This is a genomic window from Streptomyces sp. NPDC046931 (assembly GCF_040644655.1).
Classification (GTDB): domain Bacteria; phylum Actinomycetota; class Actinomycetes; order Streptomycetales; family Streptomycetaceae; genus Streptomyces.
Map to the genome: position 1 here is coordinate 505,670 of NZ_JBEYWX010000001.1, position 17,006 is coordinate 522,675.

General features: G+C 71.9%; 15 protein-coding genes and 1 pseudogene. 6 read left to right on the forward strand and 10 right to left on the reverse strand.

Annotated elements, in window-relative coordinates; genetic code table 11:
* Nucleotides 1-6: 6 nt before the first annotated feature.
* The 4 genes and pseudogenes from ABZ876_RS02290 to ABZ876_RS02305 all read right to left on the reverse strand — a co-directional run bounded on the left by ABZ876_RS02290 (nt 7) and on the right by ABZ876_RS02305 (nt 5,666).
* On the reverse strand, nt 7-3,309 hold the full coding sequence (locus ABZ876_RS02290) for a S8 family serine peptidase (protein ID WP_361772975.1): 3,303 nt from the start codon (nt 3,307-3,309) through the stop codon (nt 7-9).
* Between the two features lie 174 nt (nt 3,310-3,483).
* Nucleotides 3,484-3,663: pseudogene (locus tag ABZ876_RS02295) on the reverse strand (ABC transporter ATP-binding protein); the annotation flags it as partial.
* A 132-nt stretch (nt 3,664-3,795) separates the two neighbouring features.
* Nucleotides 3,796-5,046 carry an Ig-like domain-containing protein gene (locus ABZ876_RS02300; RefSeq protein ID WP_361772978.1) on the reverse strand — a complete coding sequence of 417 codons (1,251 nt, stop codon included), beginning with the start codon at nt 5,044-5,046 and terminating at the stop codon, nt 3,796-3,798.
* A gap of 287 nt (nt 5,047-5,333) precedes the next feature.
* Nucleotides 5,334-5,666: a hypothetical protein gene (locus ABZ876_RS02305; protein ID WP_361772981.1), complete on the reverse strand. Its 333-nt coding sequence runs from the start codon at nt 5,664-5,666 to the stop codon at nt 5,334-5,336.
* A gap of 109 nt (nt 5,667-5,775) precedes the next feature.
* Here ABZ876_RS02305 and ABZ876_RS02310 point away from each other — a divergent pair, with 109 nt between their 5' ends.
* Nucleotides 5,776-6,168 (forward strand): hypothetical protein, encoded by a 393-nt coding sequence (locus tag ABZ876_RS02310; protein ID WP_361772984.1) that lies wholly within the window; start codon nt 5,776-5,778, stop codon nt 6,166-6,168.
* A gap of 63 nt (nt 6,169-6,231) precedes the next feature.
* Here ABZ876_RS02310 and hutH read toward each other — a convergent pair whose 3' ends face one another.
* The 3 genes from hutH to ABZ876_RS02325 form a co-directional block, all read right to left on the reverse strand.
* A complete protein-coding gene (gene hutH, locus ABZ876_RS02315; protein WP_361773888.1) occupies nt 6,232-7,770 on the reverse strand; it encodes a histidine ammonia-lyase in 1,539 nt (512 codons plus the stop codon).
* Nucleotides 7,771-7,883: 113 nt separating this feature from the next.
* The gene (locus tag ABZ876_RS02320; RefSeq protein WP_361772987.1) at nt 7,884-9,023 is read right to left on the reverse strand and encodes a sensor domain-containing diguanylate cyclase; all 1,140 of its coding nucleotides are present in this window, start codon (nt 9,021-9,023) and stop codon (nt 7,884-7,886) included.
* A gap of 182 nt (nt 9,024-9,205) precedes the next feature.
* Complete coding sequence (locus ABZ876_RS02325; RefSeq protein ID WP_361772990.1) at nt 9,206-10,012, reverse strand: enoyl-CoA hydratase-related protein; 807 nt, start codon at nt 10,010-10,012, stop codon at nt 9,206-9,208.
* Nucleotides 10,013-10,253: 241 nt separating this feature from the next.
* On the opposite strand from ABZ876_RS02325, the gene ABZ876_RS02330 reads away from it, so the two are divergent.
* Nucleotides 10,254-10,853, forward strand: coding sequence for a hypothetical protein (locus ABZ876_RS02330; protein ID WP_361772993.1), 600 nt, complete (start codon nt 10,254-10,256; stop codon nt 10,851-10,853).
* 18 nt (nt 10,854-10,871) lie between these two features.
* On the opposite strand, the gene ABZ876_RS02335 is transcribed toward ABZ876_RS02330, so the two are convergent.
* Nucleotides 10,872-12,011 (reverse strand): adenylate/guanylate cyclase domain-containing protein, encoded by a 1,140-nt coding sequence (locus tag ABZ876_RS02335; RefSeq protein ID WP_361772996.1) that lies wholly within the window; start codon nt 12,009-12,011, stop codon nt 10,872-10,874.
* Between the two features lie 182 nt (nt 12,012-12,193).
* Nucleotides 12,194-13,087, reverse strand: a complete 894-nt coding sequence (locus tag ABZ876_RS02340; protein ID WP_361772999.1) for a biotin--[acetyl-CoA-carboxylase] ligase — start codon at nt 13,085-13,087, stop codon at nt 12,194-12,196.
* 148 nt (nt 13,088-13,235) lie between these two features.
* Between ABZ876_RS02340 and ABZ876_RS02345 the strand changes: the two genes are divergently transcribed.
* From ABZ876_RS02345 to ABZ876_RS02360, 4 genes are all read left to right on the forward strand, one after another.
* Nucleotides 13,236-14,828, forward strand: coding sequence for an acyl-CoA carboxylase subunit beta (locus tag ABZ876_RS02345; RefSeq protein WP_361773002.1), 1,593 nt, complete (start codon nt 13,236-13,238; stop codon nt 14,826-14,828).
* Nucleotides 14,829-14,852: 24 nt separating this feature from the next.
* A complete protein-coding gene (locus tag ABZ876_RS02350) occupies nt 14,853-15,062 on the forward strand; it encodes an acyl-CoA carboxylase epsilon subunit (protein WP_361773005.1) in 210 nt (69 codons plus the stop codon).
* Nucleotides 15,063-15,626: 564 nt separating this feature from the next.
* Entirely contained in the window at nt 15,627-15,755 is a 129-nt protein-coding gene (locus ABZ876_RS02355) for a hypothetical protein (protein WP_361773008.1), read from the forward strand.
* Nucleotides 15,756-15,777: 22 nt separating this feature from the next.
* The gene (locus tag ABZ876_RS02360) at nt 15,778-16,395 is read left to right on the forward strand and encodes a nucleoside triphosphate pyrophosphatase (protein WP_361773011.1); all 618 of its coding nucleotides are present in this window, start codon (nt 15,778-15,780) and stop codon (nt 16,393-16,395) included.
* A gap of 39 nt (nt 16,396-16,434) precedes the next feature.
* Here ABZ876_RS02360 and ABZ876_RS02365 read toward each other — a convergent pair whose 3' ends face one another.
* Entirely contained in the window at nt 16,435-16,983 is a 549-nt protein-coding gene (locus ABZ876_RS02365; protein ID WP_361773014.1) for a hypothetical protein, read from the reverse strand.
* Nucleotides 16,984-17,006: the final 23 nt, after the last annotated feature.

Genomic DNA, 17,006 nt, shown 5'->3' on the forward strand with positions numbered 1-17,006 from the left:
AGTGGCTCACTTGCCGTAGAACGCGTTGTAGATCGAGATCGTCGACTTGTTGCCCTTCTTGTCGGCGATCTTGGCATGGAACGACAGGCCCTGGCCCTTCGCCGGGTTCTCGTAGGTGATGGTGCCGTGCCGGACCGTCAGCTTCTTCCAGGTCTTGCCGTAGTCGTACGACACCCACACCCCGAGGGAGCGCAGGTTGCGGCCCGCGGCCGAACCCTGCACGGTCACCGGGATCGTGACCGTCTTGCCGGCCCCCACACGGCTGTCCAGGCCGGTGGTCGCGCCGAAGCGGACCGAGGAGGTGGGCAGCTTGGCGTCGTCGGCCTTCTTGGACCTGAACGTCCAGCTCGCGTCGATGCGGGTGGACGCGGCGGCGACCTTCACACTGCGGACGACAGAGGTCGTCAGCTTGTACGAGGCGTCACCGGACGGCACCGTGAAGGCCTTGAATCCGAACAGCGGGTCGCTGTTCGAGCCGACCTCGGTGCCGTTGCGGTACAGCGTCGTCTTCACCGACATGAAGTCCGAGGAACCGGTGTGCGCCTGGCCGTCGGCGAACAGCGGCAGAAGGCCGTAGATCTGGTTGCCCTCACGGAAGATGCCGTAGTCGGAGGTGATCTTCGGCCCGAAGACGGCCTCGTTGAAGCTCCTGGTGTAGCTCTTGCCCGCCTGGAACGCCCCGGGCTCCTCGTCCGTGTAGTACGCCTCCGCGACCGGGAAGCCCGCGGCGTTGCTCTTGCCGCCGAACTGCGCGAAGTCGAGCGCCCACCGGGCCTTCTCGCCGGTCGACACATGCAGCGTGCGGGTGCTGCGCAGCTTCTGCTCGACCGGGACGTTTGCGGCGAAGTCGTTCGGCAGTTCGGCGTAGACGCCGACCGCACCGGTCTTGTTGCTGCTCGCCGAGCCGAGGTTCACCTTCAGCGTGGCCAGCTCGCCGGCCTTGTAGTGGTGGACGTGCCCGCCCTCGAGCCTGTTGACATGGGCGCCGGTGAAGACGTCGTACTCGGCCGCGCCGCCCTTGCTCCACTGGCCGAACCAGCTCTGCCGGAGCCCGGAGGACACCGCGGGGCCGACGTGCGCGACGCGCAGGTCCTGGAAGGACGGCACGATGAGAGCGGTGCCGGAGCTCGTGTCCGCCGTCTCGTAGGTGTACGAGACCGTCGCGGACACCGGCTTGGCGGCGGCGTCCGGCACGGTGATGTCGGCGGCCCTGGTCCGGTTCAGGTCGAGGGTGACCGTGGTGTTCTCGACGACGTTCAGCTTGGGCTGGACCAGCCAGTCCGCGCCGCCCTCGAAGGAGGCCGGGTTCTTCGTCGAGACCGAGTCGAGCAGGTACGTGCCCTTGGGCACCCGGAGCGTCACGGTGTCGTCGGAGCTCCGGGAGAAGTAGTCCCGCCCGTCGCCCTTGGGCGAGATGTCCGTCAGGTCGGACAGGTGGACGGGGCTCTGCCCGTCACGGTCGACGTACTTCAGGGTGACGTCGTACGACTCCGCCTCGCGCTCCACGGCCGCGGCCGTGCGTACGCTGTGGCCGCCGCCCGTCGCCGTCACATACGCCGAGTAGGCGCCGTTGGTGCTGCCGCCCAGCCTGGTGTCGGCGCTGACCGGGACCGAGGCCGTGCCGCCCGCCGGGACGGTGAGCGTCTTTTCGCCGAGCGTGAAGAAACCGGCCGGTACGGCCCGGCCCTCGGGGTCGGTGGCGGTCAGCGAGAGCGACAGGGTGACGTCGGTCTTGCCGACATTGCGGTACGTCAGCTGCTTGGTGACCGGCTCGTCGTCGGTGTGCGGCCACTGCGCGACGCCGAAGCTCAGGGACGACGGGCCGGCGAGCACGGTCTGCCTGATCGCCCGGTCCACCGCGATCCGGCCGGAACCCTGCTGGAACGGGGTGTACTTGCCGCCCTTGGCGGAGCCCGTCAGCGCGGACTTCAGCTCCGCGAACGTCCAGTCCGGGTGCTCCTGCTTGAGGATGGCGGCGGCGCCCGCGACATGCGGGGTCGCCATCGACGTGCCCGAGATGGTCAGGTAGCCGGCCGGACTCTCGCCGACCTCCTTGTCGATGAGGCTGCCGGGGGCCGCGGCGGCGGTGATGTCCACACCGGGAGCGGTCACATCGGGTTTGATCGCCCCGTCGAGACCCGGGCCGCGGCTGGAGAACGGCGCCAGCCTGTCACCGTCGTCGACGGCGCCGACGGTGAGCGCGTCGGCCGCGCTGCCCGGGGAGCCGACGGTCCGGCCGCCCATCTCGCCGTCGTTGCCGGCGGCGATGGCGAACAGGATGCCCTTCTGCTCGGACAGCTTGTCGACCTCGGCCTCGAGCGGGTCGGTCCCGGGGGTGTCCGGGCCGCCCAGGCTCAGGTTGACGATGTCGGCGCCCTGCTGAGCGGCCCACTCCATGCCGGCGAGGATGCCGGAGTCGTCGCCGTACCCCTGGTCGTCCAGGACCTTGCCGCTGAGGATCTTCGCACCGGGTGCGACGCCCTTGTACCTGCCGTGCGACTTGGCGCCGGTGCCGGCCACGATGGACGCCACGTGGGTGCCGTGGCCGACCTTGTCGGCGGCGGTGGCGGCGGTGGAGAAGTTCTTGGACTGGATCACCTGGCCCTTGAGGTCCGGGTGGTCGGCGTAGACACCGGTGTCGAGCACGGCGACCTTGACGCCCTTGCCGTCGTAGCCCGCACGCCAGGCCGTCGGGGCGCCGATCTGCGGCACGGACTTGTCGAGGCCGGCCCTGCGGACGCCGTCGAGCCAGACGTGCGCGACCCCGGAGGCGGTGCGGTCGCCGTCGGTGACGGCCTTCCACAGCTCGGCCGCGTCCCGCTGGGGTGCCTGGACCGCGTCCGCGTTGAGGGACTTCAGGGTCCGGCGGAGGGTGCCCGCCTCCCGCACCTCGGCCTTCGCGGAGCTCGCGGCGCCCCGGTAGCCGACGATGACCTTCAGGCCGTTGCTCCGGTCCTTGCGGGTCCGGGAGCTGTTGAGTGCGCTGATGTCGAACAGCCGCCGGTCGAGCTTCCCGGAGGCGATCATGGCGGCCGCGTCGGCCGGCACCACAAAGGTGTGGCCGGCGACCCTGCGCACCTGCACCGGAACGTTTCCGCGGCCCTTCGCCCGCTCCAGGCCGACGACACGGCCCTTGGCGTCGACCACGACACGGTCACCGGTGATCAGGGTGATCCGCTGCTGGGCCGTCAGGCCCGCGGCGGCGGGGCGCTTCGCGGTCTTCGGCTTCGCCGACGCCGGGCTGGTCATACCCGCCGCCAGCGCCACGGCGGCGGCCGTGGCCACGGTCGCCGCGCATGCTCTCTTCACTTGTCTGCGCAAAACTCCCCCTGGAGGTCAGGTACCGGATGAACTCCCCGCTCACCCGGCCGGAGGGGTCCGCACAGACGTACGTCAACCCCCCGAGCCACGCAGTATGCCGGGAGGCTGATCACTGCCTCAATAGAGGCATGGATAACGAGTTGGGACGCGACGCCGGCGCTTTCAAAAGCCCTGCGAGGCGGCGTTCTCCTCGACCGTGATCCGGCCCTCGCGGATGGTCACGAGCCGCGGAGCCTTCCTCGCGATCGCGGAGTCGTGAGTGACCATCAGGAAGGTCAGCCCGTGCTCCTTCCACAGGGTCTCCAGTACGCCCGTGATCTCGTCCCGGACGGATTCGTCCAGACCGCGGCGGGCCGCCGGCCGGGCCGTGCGCGCCCGGCAATCCGCGTGCGGGCCCGGCGGAACGGCGATGCCGCCGACTGCCCGGGAGGGGCGGTCGGCGGCATCGGGTGGGGTGTGCCGGCGTCCGGCGGGTCAGACGGCCGAGCCCGCCTTCCACGCGGCCCAGCTCATGTTCCAGCCGTTGAGGCCGTTGTCCGGGGAGACGGTCTTGTCACCGGTGTTCGAGACGACCACGACATCACCGACGATCGAGTTGCCGTAGAACCACGCGGCGGGCGTGCCCGGGTCATTGGCGCCCTTCTTGTCCTGGAGGCCGACGCAGCCGTGGCTGGTGTTGACGCTGCCGAAGACGGAGGGCGAGCCCCAGTAGTTGCCGTGGATGAAGGTGCCGGACGTGGTCAGGCGCATGGCGTGCGGCACGTCCTTGATGTCGTACTCGCCCTTGCCGTCGGAGTCCTTGAAGCCGACCGTCGCGCCGTTCATCCGGGTCTGGGTGAACTTCTCGGATATCACCATCTGGCCCTGGTACGTGGTGTGGTCGGGCGCGCCGGCGGAGATCGGGATGGTCTTGACGGTCTTGCCGTCCTGCGTGACCTTCATCTGCTTGGTCTTCGCGTCGACGTAGGAGACCTGGTTGCGGCCGATCTTGAAGGTGACCGTCTTCTGCTGCACGCCGTACACGCCGCTCGTGCCCTCGACGCCGTCGAGGTTGAGCTTCATCGTGACGGTGGAGCCTTCCTTCCAGTACTGCTCGGGACGGAAGTCGAGCCGGTTGGCGCCGAACCAGTGCCCGACGACCTCCTGCCCGCTGCTGGAGGTGACGGTGATGCCCTTCTGCACGGCGGCCTTGTTGGTGATGGCCTTGTCGAAATTGATCGAGACCGGCATGCCGACGCCGACGGTGGAGCCGCTCTCCGGCGTGAAGTTGCCTATGAAGGAGTGGGCCGGCGCCACGGTCGTGAACGAGGCGTTCTCATGGGCCTCGCGGCCCGCGGAGTCCTTGGCCGTCGCGGCGATCTTGTACGTCGTCGCCCGCTCCAGCTGGCCGCTGGGCGCCCAGCTCTTCTTGTCGGCGGATATCTGACCCGCGACGGGCGTGCCGGACGCGGTGGTCATGGTGACGTCGCTCAGGACACCCTTGGCGACCGTCACCTTGGCCGCGTTGTTGATGGAGGCGTTGTCGGAGCCGTCAGCCGGCGTGATCTTGATCTGTGCCTCGGAGGTCTTCTGGGCGGCCGCCTCGTCGACCTTGGCCTGGGAGGTGGAGTCACCCCCGCCGCCACCGTCCGCCTTGTTGCCCCCGCTGCACGCGGTGAGCATCAGCACTCCGCCGAGCAGTGCGGACGCGGTCACCAGACCCTTGCGCCGCTTACTGTCCGTCATCACACGCTTCTCCATCGTTGCCGAATCCCCAAAAGCCCCTACCAGCCCCCGCAAGAAGCTTCAACGCTACGGCCGGTACGCCCCGTTCCACATCCGGCCGAGGTGTGGGCCACACCACGTCTTCCCCACGGGCGCCTGAAGAGTCACCCCGTTGCGCGGGTCACACCGTCGTCGTCATGTCGCGCGGTCGTGGCGGAACTCCACTTGAGACGACGCGACCCCGGGCGACGGCTACCACCCGGGGTCACGATTGCCCCAAAGCACCTCGGCCGAGTCCGGCCCCCTCGTCAGTACCCGTCCCTCTCCGCCTCGTCATCGTCGTCGAGGACCCAGTCGGGGGAATCCGGGTCGTAGTCGATCTGCTCGCTGCTCCAGGACGCCTGGGCGAGCTCGACCCCCGACACCCGGCCGAGCAGCTCGGCCGGGTCGATGAGATAAGCGAGCGCCTCGGCGGGATCCTCCGTCACCGCGCTCTCGGTGTAGGCGCGCTCGCCCTCGGGCATGTCCGTGTCCTCCGCGACACGGCGCAACGCGTCCTTGGTGACGGCGCCGGGGTCGCGAACCTCGACAACCATTTCCACTCGAAGCCGGACAAACCGTGATGTCTCAGAAGTGCTCATGACGGGAGCGTACGGCGTGCGGGGGCCGCGACTTTCCCACGACCCGCGACTTTCACTAGCATCGCCGCACACGGCCAATTCGCAACGTCCCAGGGGGGATCGGTATTCCGTGTCCGCCGCACGTCGATCGTCGTCCACCGCACGCCGGACCTTGCTGACCGCCACCGCGGCGGGAACGCTGCTGGGCGCCCTGTGGTTCGTCCCCTCCGCCAACGCGACACCCGAGGCGCCGGCCCGGCAGACGGCGGTGTCCACCCGGACGTCCGCGGAAGAGAGCACCACGAGAAACGCGACGACGACCGACGCGACGGACACCGGCTTCGCACAGACGGCCACGTCGGCGGACGGTACGGCGACGGACGGTACGGCGACTCAGACCCAACTCGCCGACACCGGAAGCGTGGACACCACGCCGTACGTGGTGGGCGGCGCCCTCTTCCTGTGCCTGGGCGCGGGCTTCGTGACCTACTCGGTGCGCAGGGAGCGCATGGAGGTCTGCTGACGGAGGCGAGGCGTGCGAAGGGCCGCCGCCACGGGGTGGCGGCGGCCCTGAGGACCCTGGCCCTTACGCCAGCGGCCCGGTGACATTCTCCACGGCCGCCAGGAGCCGCCCCGACCGTACGAAGGCGTCCGCCGCCGCGAGGTCCGGGGCCAGGAAGCGGTCCGGGCCCGGGCCCTCGGCGCCCGCCGCGCGCAGCGCCGCGATCGCCGCCCGGCTGGCGGGGGCCGGGGTCAGGCCCTCGCGCAGCTCGACGGCCCGGCTCGCCGCGTACAGCTCGATCGCCAGCACCCGGGTCAGGTTGTCCACGGTCGTGCGCAGCTTGCGCGCCGCCGACCAGCCCATCGAGACATGGTCCTCCTGCATCGCGGAGGACGGGATCGAGTCAGCGGAGGCCGGCACGGCCAGGCGCTTCATCTCGCTCACCAGCGCCGCCTGCGTGTACTGGGCGATCATCAGACCGGAGTCGACGCCCGCGTCGTCCGCGAGGAACGGCGGCAGGCCGTGCGACCGGTTCTTGTCCAGCAGGCGGTCGGTGCGGCGCTCCGCGATCGACGCCAGGTCCGCCGCCGCGATCGCCAGGAAGTCAAGCACATACGCCACCGGTGCACCGTGGAAGTTTCCGTTCGATTCCACGCGCCCGTCGGGCAGGACCACCGGGTTGTCCACCGCCGACGCCAACTCCCGCTCGGCGACCAGACGGGCGTGCGCCAGCGTGTCCCGGCCGGCGCCCGCGACCTGCGGGGCGCACCGCACCGAGTAGGCGTCCTGGACGCGCGGCGCGTCGTCCTGGTGGTGGCCCGTCAGGCCGGAATCCTTCAGCACCGCCAGCATGTTGGCGGCCGAGGCGCCCTGCCCGGGGTGCGGGCGGATGGCGTGCAGTTCCGGCGCGAGCACCTTGTCCGTGCCGAGCAGGGCCTCCAGCGAGAGCGCCGCCGTGACGTCGGCCGACTTGTACAGCGTCTCCAGGTCCGCCAGAGCCATGATCAGCATGCCGAGCATGCCGTCGGTGCCGTTGAGGAGCGCGAGGCCCTCCTTCTCGCGCAGCTCGACGGGGGTGATGCCGTGCTCGGCGAGGAGTTCGGCAGCGGGGCGTACGACGCCGTCGGGGCCCTCGGCCTCACCCTCGCCCATCAGCGTCAGCGCACAGTGGGAGAGGGGAGCCAGGTCGCCGGAGCAGCCGAGCGAGCCGTACTCGTGGACGACCGGGGTGATGCCGGCGTTGAGGAGGTCCGCCATGGTCTGGGCGACCTCGGGGCGCACACCGGTGTGACCGGAGCAGACGGTCTTCAGCCGGAGGAACATCAGAGCGCGGACGACCTCCCGCTCCACCCGCGGGCCCATCCCGGCCGCGTGCGAGCGGACGATGTTGCGCTGGAGCTGGGTGCGCAGCTCCTGGCCGATGTGCCGGGTCGCCAGGGCGCCGAAGCCGGTGCTGACGCCGTAGACCGGATCCGGCTTCGCCGCCAGCGCGTCCACGATCTCGCGGGCCGCCGCCAGGGCCGCGCGGGCCTCCTGCGAGATCTCGACCCTGGCATCCGCCCGCGCCACGGCGAGCACGTCGGATGCGGTCAGCCCGGACGTCCCCACCACCACAGTGTGCATATCCATATTCAGGAGCGTACGCAGTGAATTCCGGGATGTCACTAGGGTGGTGCCGCGAGTGGTGTCACAAGTGGGTAGCGGGTGGGCCCCTTACCGCCGCCCGGAGCCGGCCGTCAGCGACGGCCGCGGATACGGCGGCGCTCCCCCGCCGCGGGAGGCGGTGCGTCGGCCAGCCGTACGACCGGGTCGTCGGGCCCCTCGCGGCCCGCGACCACGGGCTTCGTGGCACCCAGCGCCTTGGCACGGTACTGCGCCGCGTCCGCGAGCCGGAACAGCCGGCGGGCCGAGCGGACCGGACCGATCGGATCCTCCGTGGAGGCGACCCCACAGGCGACGCCGTCGCCCATCTCCAACTCCGCGGCGCGCCGGCACACTTCGTCCGCGATCCGGACCACCTCGTCGGCCGGCGGGCCGACCGCGAGCAGACAGAACTCGTCCCCGCCGAGGCGGGCGACGAGGGCGCCCGGCAGCATGGCCCCGCACAGCGAGAGGACCGATCCGAAGCGTTCCAGGAGCCGGTCGCCCGCGGCGTGTCCTCGGGTGTCGTTGACCCGCTTGAGCCCGTTCAGGTCGCAGATGACGAGCGAGACCGCCTCCCCGTCGCCGCGGTGCCGTTCGATCGCCTCCTCCAGGCGCACATCGACGGCACGGCGGTTGGCCAGGCCGGTGAGCGCGTCGGTGAAGGCGAGCCTGCGGGCCTCCTCCAGGCGCTCGGACTGGGCGAGGCCCGCGGCGACGACGGAGGCGAGGACCGTGGCGAAATCGGCGTCGGAACGGTCGAAGAGGGGCGCGTCGGCCGCGCGGGCGACATACAACTCGCCCCAGGCACGGCCGTGCAGCAGGACGGGCGCGACGACACAGCAGCCACGGCCGCGGCGGCGCAGTGCGGAGACCCGCTGGTGGGAGTATCCGGCGTGCCCCTCGGCGGGCCCCCGCACGGTTTCCACCCAGGCACTCGGACCGCCGCCGCCCGCCCAGCGCTCGTGCAGGAACTCGGTGATCTCCGGGAACTGGTGCACCGGGTACGTCTCACCCTCGGGGAACTCCTCCTCGTCGGGCGCGCGGTCCCCGACGTTCACGAGGACCCGCAGCCGTCCGCCCTCGCGCTCCCATACGGAGAGCGCGGCGAAGCTCCCGGCGAGCGCCCGGCACGCCCCCAGTGCGGCGGCCCGCCAGGTCTCCGGCGGAGTGTGCGCCGCAGCCATCCCCTGCGCCAGCGCCACCACGGCCTTCAGCCGGCTGTCCTCGACCACGACTCCAGGCTAGGGACGATCAGCACCACATGAGACATCGGTGCGGCGATCAGGGGTCGGCATCCCCGGGGACCACACGCCCCGCCGCGACGGGACCGTTCACCGCCGTCACGGGGCGCCCGCCTCGCCGGCTGAAGGCCAAGCGCCCGCCCGCCGGAGTGCGGCCCCCGCCCCGTCCGGGGCTACTCGCCCGGCCACTGGGGGCTGCGCTTCTCGTTGAAGGCGGCCACCCCCTCCGCGCGGTCGCCCGAGAACGCCACCGAGCGCCATGCCGCGTCCTCGACCTCGAGTCCGGCCCGCAGATCGAGGCCGTGGCCCAGCCGCAGGGCACGCTTCGCGGCCCGCAGCCCCACCGGGGAGTTCGCGGCGATACGGGCCCCGAGAGCGAGCGCCTCCTCACGGTCCCGGCCCTCCGCGACCAGCTCGTCGATCAGCCCGAGCCCCCGCGCCTCGACCGCCTGGAGCCGCCGCGCGGTGAAGATCAGCTCCGCCGCGCGGGCCGCGCCCACCCGGCGGGGCAGCAGCTGGGTGCCGCCGCCGCCCGGGATCACCCCGACGGACACCTCGGGCAGCCCGACCACCGCCGTGCCGTCCGCCACGATCAGGTCGCAGGACAGCGCCAGCTCGAAGCCACCGCCCAGTGCGAACCCGTGTACCGCGGCGATCGTCGGCATCGGCAGCTCCAGGACCCCGGTGTACGCGGCCCGGGCGACGGGGCGCTGGCGCACCAGATCGGCGTCCGTGAAGGAGTTCCGCTCCTTCAGGTCCGCACCCACGCAGAACGCCCGCTCGTGCGTCGAGGTCAGCACGGTCACCCGGGCGTCCCGGTCGGCGGCCAGGTGCTCGCAGGCCTCGGCGATCGAGCGCGCCATCTCGGTGGACACCGCGTTCATCGCCTTGGGCCGGTCCAGCGCCAGCTCCGCGACGTACGCGTGCCGCCGTACGACGACGTACTCGCCGAACCGCCGCTCGTCCGCCTGCTCCGCCATGACACCCTCCCGGTTAACGCGGGTTAACTATCGACCGTCCGATCATCGCAGCCGAAGCGTCCCCGCGAAAGCCGCCATGATCCTCCGCAGAACACGGCCACCCACGCCCTCACAGCCCACCCCCGTCCCCTTTCGAGTGACATTCGGCCCTTCTCGGCCCCGCCTCCCCCCAATCGGCACATAACCTGCCCACCGCCAGAGCGCATCGGGGGAAGTGCGGGCAGCCCGGGGAGGGACGAGCATGACGACGGACACGGCCACCGGCGAGACCACGACCACCGCGCACGGAGCCACGGGCCCCCTCTGGTTCCGTCCCGCGGGCCGGCACCGTAAGCCGCGTCCCCGGCGGGTGGCCCTCGCGGTAGGCGGGTTCGCGCTCGCCGCCGGGGCCCTGAGCCTCGTACGCCTCGCTCCGGAGACGGTCACGGGCGGGGGCGGGACCGCCGAGGCCGCGCCCCGCATCGACGCCACCGACACGGCGGCCACGGTCGGAACGGCCGGAGCCGTGCCATCCGGAAGCGCGGACCGCCCGTCCACCACCGCCGTCATACGGGCGGCGGGCGCGAGCCCGGCCGCGACGCCGGCCACGCGCCCCTCCGGCGCGCCGTCCTCCCCGGCCTCCCGCGCCCTAGACCCCTCGACCGGCATTCCCGAGGCTCCGTCGACGCCGACGGCCTCCGGTACGCACGGATCCCCGGCTGCCCCGGCACCCACCGCCCCGCGGCCCGCCCCCTCCACGACCGCCCCCACGCAGACGCCCGCGCCCGCCCCGAATCCTCCGGGCCTGTGCGTCCCGACCGTGGGGCTGTGCGTCAACGGGCTGCCCGTACTGGGCGGCTGAGCGCCCGACGGCGCCCTCCTACGGCATCCCGTCCCGCCGCGTCAGCAGCCACGGCTCGATCACTCCGAGGCCACGCACCGGACGCTGCCACATCGGCTGGAGCGCGAAACGGTACGAGGGCGGCTCCTTGCCCTCCTTCTCCGCGGTCGCCGCGGCCTCGGCGGCCTCCGTCTCGGAGGCGGGGGCCTCTGCCGTGCGGATCAGCTCCTCCGCGAACGCGCCGTCGACCAGAACCGCGTCCCGCGGCGCTATGGAGGTGAGCCGGCTGGCCAGGTTCACCGTCGTACCGAACACATCGCCCATCCGGGTGGTCACCGTGCCGAAGGCGATGCCCACGCGCAGTTCCGGCATCGTCTCGTCGTTGGCCATCGTCTCGATGAGGCGAAGGGCGATCTCCGCGGCCGTACCGGCGTCGTCCGCCGCGTACAGCACCTCGTCGCCCAGCGTCTTGATGAGGCGGCCGCCGTGCGCGGCGACCAGGTCGGCCGCGGTCGTCTCGAACGCCTCGACGAGTTCGCCGAGTTCCTCCTCCTCCATGCGGCGCGTCAGACGCGTGAAGCCGACGAGGTCCGCGAAACCGACGGCGAGCCGGCGGTCCACCATCTCCTCGTCGTCGGCGGCCTGGACGACCCGGCCGGTCGCGGCGGCGAGCTGGCGCCGCCAGACATAGATGAGGAACTCCTCCAGCTCCGGCAGGAGCAGCTCGACCAGGGGATACGTGACCTCGGTACGGGTCATGCCGGGCTCGGGAGGCTCCGTGAGGCCCTCAAGGAAGGAGTCGATCTGCCACTCGGCCAGCCGGGCGGTGGTCTGCCCGGTGGAACGGGCCACCTGCACCGCCATCGCCTCGCTCAGCAGTCCCGCCTCGACCAGACCGGCCAGGCGGCGCAGGGCCAGAACGTCCGCCTCCGTGAGGGCCTTGGCCTGCCCTATGTCCGCGAAGCCCATCGCCCGCCAGAAGCGGGACGCCAGCTCCATGGAGACGCCCGCACTACGGGCCGCCTGGAAGGGGGTGTACCGGCGCTCGGCCCCCAGGATGAGCTGCTCCAGGCGGAGCGCGAGGGGGTTCTCCTCGGGCTCGGCGTGAGCGTCCCGCCCCGGTTCACCGTCGGGGGCGGGGTGTACGCCCGTGCCCGAGCCCGTGTCGTCGACGGTCACGCGTGCTGCCCTTCCGATCTGGCCACGGTCAGGTATCGACCGCGGTCAACTCTACGGCAGGTGTGCGGTAGCTCACTCCTTCAGGAGCGGCCGACGACAGGGGCATGGGCGTGCTCACCGGGGCCAATGGTGCACGACGTGCCCCCGCTCAGGCGGGCCGCAAGAACACCACGTCCCCTCGCTCACGCAAGCCGAAGGTGCACGATGTCTCCGGCCCCCACGGGTTCCTGCACCCCGTCCTGTGTCGCGAGCACCAGCCGGCCGTCACCGTCGATCGCCACCGCCTCGCCGGTGATGGACCGGTCGCCCGGCAGTTCCGCGCGGACGAGGCGACCCAGCGTGGCGCTCCCGGCCGCGTACGTCTCCTGAAGGCCGCAGACCGCCGGGTCGCCGTCGGCCGCGCGCCACCGGCCGTACCAGTCCTCCAGCGAGCGCAGCACCGCCCGCAGCAGCGGGTCGCGGTCCGTGGTGCGGGCGCCCGCGAGGGCCAGGGAGCCCGCGGTGGGCACCGGCAGCTCGTCCTCCCGGAGCGTGACATTGATGCCGACACCCACGACGACCCCGTCCTCGCCCGCGCGCTCCGCGAGGATTCCTCCCGCCTTGCGCTCCTGTTCACCCACGGTGACCAGCAGGTCGTTGGGCCACTTGAGTGCCGTGTCGACGCCCGCGGCCCGGGAGAGCCCCGTCGCGACGGCGACCCCGGCGAGCAGCGGCAGCCAGCCCCAGCGGGCGATCGGCACGCCGGCGGGCCGGAGCAGGACGGAGAAGAACAGGCCCGAGCGGGCCGGGGCCGTCCAGGTGCGGTCCAGCCGTCCGCGCCCCGCGTTCTGCTCCTCGGCGACCAGGACGGCGCCCTCGGCGGCCCGGCCGGCCGCGGCGAGGGCCACAAGGTCGCTGTTGGTGGACCCGGTGCGCTGCACCACGTCGATCCCGGACCACAGGCCGCCCTCGCGCACCATCGCGTGGCGCAGCGCGGCGGCGTTCAGGGGCGGCCGTTCCAGGTCGGACCAGCGGCCGCCGCCGCCCGCGGCGTCGTTCCGGCGATCGTTCTCGTCTGAGGCATCTCGCGGCATCATGCAAGCCACCCTAGGTGTGGTAAACGCCGCACTGCTGATCAGTGGGCACCCCCACTACGCTACGGATGAGTAACCGTTCGTTCTTCTGAGCATTCTCGTTGCACCTCACCCTCACGTCCCCATAGAGCAGGCAGGGAGCCGCATCCCGATGTCCGAGCCGGAAGAGATCGACATTCACACCACCGCGGGCAAGCTGGCGGACCTACAGCGCCGTGTCCAGGAGGCGACGCACGCCGGCTCGGAGCGCGCCGTCGAAAAACAGCACGCCAAGGGCAAGCTGACGGCCCGTGAGCGGATCGAGCTGTTGCTGGACGAGGACTCGTTCGTCGAGTTGGACGAGTTCGCCCGGCACCGCTCGACCAACTTCGGGCTGGACAAGAACCGCCCGTACGGAGACGGCGTCGTGACCGGATACGGCACCGTGGACGGCCGGCCCGTCGCGGTGTTCTCCCAGGACTTCACGGTCTTCGGCGGGGCCCTGGGCGAGGTCTACGGCCAGAAGATCGTCAAGGTCATGGACTTCGCCCTCAAGACCGGCTGCCCGGTCATCGGGATCAACGACTCCGGCGGCGCCCGCATCCAGGAGGGCGTCGCGTCGCTGGGCGCGTACGGCGAGATCTTCCGCCGCAACACCCACGCCTCCGGAGTGATCCCGCAGATCAGCCTGGTCGTCGGCCCCTGTGCGGGCGGCGCGGTCTACTCCCCCGCGATCACCGACTTCACGGTGATGGTCGACCAGACCTCGCACATGTTCATCACCGGCCCGGACGTCATCAAGACGGTCACCGGCGAGGACGTCGGCTTCGAGGAGCTGGGCGGCGCCCGCACCCACAACACGGCCTCCGGCGTGGCGCACCACATGGCCGGGGACGAGAAGGACGCGATCGAGTACGTCAAGCAGCTGCTGTCGTACCTGCCGTCCAACAACCTGTCCGAGCCCCCGGCCTTCCCGGAGGACGCGGACCTGTCGGTCACCGACGAGGACCGCGAACTGGACGTGCTGGTCCCGGACAGCGCCAACCAGCCGTACGACATGCACTCGGTGATCGAGCACATCCTGGACGACGCCGAGTTCCTCGAGACACAGCCGCTGTTCGCGCCGAACATCGTCACCGGCTTCGGCCGGGTCGAGGGCCGCCCGGTGGGCATCGTCGCCAACCAGCCGATGCAGTTCGCCGGCTGCCTCGACATCGACGCGAGCGAGAAGGCGGCCCGCTTCGTGCGCACCTGCGACGCCTTCAACGTGCCCGTGATCACCTTTGTCGACGTGCCCGGGTTCCTGCCCGGCGTCGACCAGGAGCACACCGGCATCATCCGCCGCGGCGCCAAGCTGATCTACGCCTACGCCGAGGCGACCGTCCCGCTGATCACGGTGATCACCCGCAAGGCGTTCGGCGGGGCGTACGACGTCATGGGCTCCAAGCACCTGGGCGCGGATGTGAATCTGGCCTGGCCGACCGCCCAGATCGCGGTGATGGGCGCGCAGGGCGCGGTCAACATCCTGCACCGCCGCACCATCGCCGAGGCGGAGGAGTCAGGAGAGGGTGAGGCGACCCGCGCCCGGCTGATCCGGGAGTACGAGGACACCCTCCTCAACCCCTACGTCGCGGCCGAGCGGGGCTACATCGACGCGGTGATCATGCCGTCCGACACCCGCCGCCATGTCGTGCGGGCGCTGCGTCAGCTGCGCACCAAGCGGGAATCGCTGCCCCCGAAGAAGCACGGCAACATCCCCCTGTAAACCCCCGGACCCGTGGGAGCGGACATGACGATCAAGGTCGTACGGGGCAATCCGACCCCGGAGGAGCTGGCCGCCGCACTGGCGGTGGTCCGAGCCCGCGCCGCGGCGGCGGCCTCCATACCGCCCGGCGTGGCGCGGGACAGGGACTCCTGGGCCGACCCGGCCCGCATCGCCACCCACCGACTGCCCCAGCCGAGCCGGACGGCGTGGAGCCGCACGTACTGGCCGGGCTAGCCACTCATCGCCCCGCCCGGGCCGGACCCGGGCGGGGCCACCGGCCGGCGGCACGACCCGCCCCCGGCCCGGGCAGCCACCGGCGGGTCGCCCGGCACACCGTCGGCCGCCCCGGCGAACGGTTGCCTCGCGCTCGGGCCCCGGACCGGCCGCAACCGGCCGCAGGCCACCCGACGCGGCACCAGGCCGCCAAGCCCACACGGGACAGACGCATGCCCCCGGCGGCCGAGTCGCCCGGCACTCGGTCGAGGGGCCCGGAGGTTCACGTGGATCCGACGCGCCATGGCCGATCCGCGCGCCGGGGGCCGGTACGGACTCTCGATCCCGCCGGCGAGCGAGTGGACCGGCGGCCGGTCCAGCCGTCCCGTCGGCCGCAGAAACGCCGGCCGACCGATCGCCGCCCTCCGCACCGCTCCGGCCTCCCCGAGCCGGTCCGGGCGCCCCGTTCCCGGGGGCCCCACGATGGCCGGGCCCGAGGCGAGCCCAGGGCTCCGGCCGGCCGCACGGCGAAGTTGAGTACGCGTACTCAGGCGCCGGGACGCGCCCGGCCGCACGATCGAAGGCATGCTGTGGTCCGACCCCGAGAACGAGCCGCCGAAGGAACTGCGCGACATGCAGGAGATGTTGCGGCGACTCGGGGTCCTGATGGCGCTGGCCAGCCTGCTGGCAATGATCGTCATCGGCATCAGGTGAAGCGCGCCGATACGCTGAGCGCATGACCGATCAGTCCCGCCGCCGCTTGGTACTCGCGTCCCAGTCCCCCGCCCGCCTCGGGCTGCTCCGGCAGGCCGGCCTCGACCCCGAGGTCATAGTCAGCGGGGTCGACGAGGACGCCGTCACCGCACCCACCCCCGCGGAACTCGCGCTCGCGCTGGCCGAGGCCAAGGCATCCGTCGTCGCGGCGAAGCCCGAGGTGAAGGGCGCGCTGGTGATCGGCTGCGACTCGGTGCTCGACATGGACGGCGAGGCCCTCGGCAAGCCGGCGGACGCGGATGAGGCGACGGCCCGCTGGAAGTCGATGCGCGGCCGGGCGGGCACCCTGCAGACCGGCCACTGCATCTACGACACGATCAGCGGCCGGTACGCGTCCGCCACGGCGTCCACCGTGGTCCGCTTCGGCGAGCCGACGGACGAGGAGATCGCCGCCTACGTCGCCTCCGGCGAACCGCTCTATGTGGCGGGTGCGTTCACCCTGGACGGCCGCTCGGCGCCCTTCATCGACGGTATCGACGGCAACCACGGCAACGTCATCGGCATCTCGCTGCCTCTGGTCCGCCGGCTGCTGGCGGAACTGGGCGTGAGCATCACCGAGTTGTGGGCTGAGGAGAGGTGAGCGACCGCCCGTCGCCCGGCCCCGGGCCGGACGCGGGCGTCACGGAGTGACGGGTGCGGGGCCGCCGCCCTCCGGCACTCCCCCCTGCTCCGCCGCCCCCCTCGCCTCTCCTGCCTCGCCGGCCTCACGGGCCACTCCTGGAGCGCTCCCGGCGCCTCCGGGGTCGCCCTGCACGGGCCGGGGGCCAACCTGGCCCTCCTGACGGTCGTACGTCATCAGGGTGAGAAGTATCAGCCCGAACACCACCATCAGGAAGGCGAACGCTTCCCAACCGACCAGACCGACCGTGAAGGCGCCGAGCAGGGCATGCACCACCGCGGCGCTGATCAGCAGGATGCGCCAGAAGCCCGACGGGGAGCGGTCGCGCACGGCCACCAGCAGGGCGGCGAGCGCGCACAGCGCGAAGTAGAGGCCGAAGACGACGCCGCCCGCCTTCGACGACATGGCCATCGCATCCGGGTCGAGCCCCGCCAGTGACATCTTCTGCCGGTCCACGACCATGCCGAGGAACCAGTTCAGCAGCCCGATGCCGAACGCCTCCACGAAGAGGACCACCGCCACGATCCCTGCCACCGGTCTGCGGACCACCGGCCCCACCCACCTTCGAGCGC

What these genes read in the sequence shown, in the direction of transcription:
- ABZ876_RS02300 (WP_361772978.1), bottom strand. Translation starts at nt 5,046, where the DNA reads ATGACGGACAGTAAGCGGCGCAAGGGTCTGGTGACCGCGTCCGCACTG.
- hutH (WP_361773888.1), bottom strand. Translation starts at nt 7,770, where the DNA reads ATGCACACTGTGGTGGTGGGGACGTCCGGGCTGACCGCATCCGACGTG.
- ABZ876_RS02305 (WP_361772981.1), bottom strand. Translation starts at nt 5,666, where the DNA reads ATGAGCACTTCTGAGACATCACGGTTTGTCCGGCTTCGAGTGGAAATG.
- ABZ876_RS02345 (WP_361773002.1), top strand. Translation starts at nt 13,236, where the DNA reads ATGTCCGAGCCGGAAGAGATCGACATTCACACCACCGCGGGCAAGCTG.
- ABZ876_RS02355 (WP_361773008.1), top strand. Translation starts at nt 15,627, where the DNA reads ATGCTGTGGTCCGACCCCGAGAACGAGCCGCCGAAGGAACTGCGCGAC.
- ABZ876_RS02340 (WP_361772999.1), bottom strand. Translation starts at nt 13,087, where the DNA reads ATGATGCCGCGAGATGCCTCAGACGAGAACGATCGCCGGAACGACGCC.
- ABZ876_RS02350 (WP_361773005.1), top strand. Translation starts at nt 14,853, where the DNA reads ATGACGATCAAGGTCGTACGGGGCAATCCGACCCCGGAGGAGCTGGCC.
- ABZ876_RS02360 (WP_361773011.1), top strand. Translation starts at nt 15,778, where the DNA reads ATGACCGATCAGTCCCGCCGCCGCTTGGTACTCGCGTCCCAGTCCCCC.
- ABZ876_RS02330 (WP_361772993.1), top strand. Translation starts at nt 10,254, where the DNA reads ATGACGACGGACACGGCCACCGGCGAGACCACGACCACCGCGCACGGA.
- ABZ876_RS02325 (WP_361772990.1), bottom strand. Translation starts at nt 10,012, where the DNA reads ATGGCGGAGCAGGCGGACGAGCGGCGGTTCGGCGAGTACGTCGTCGTA.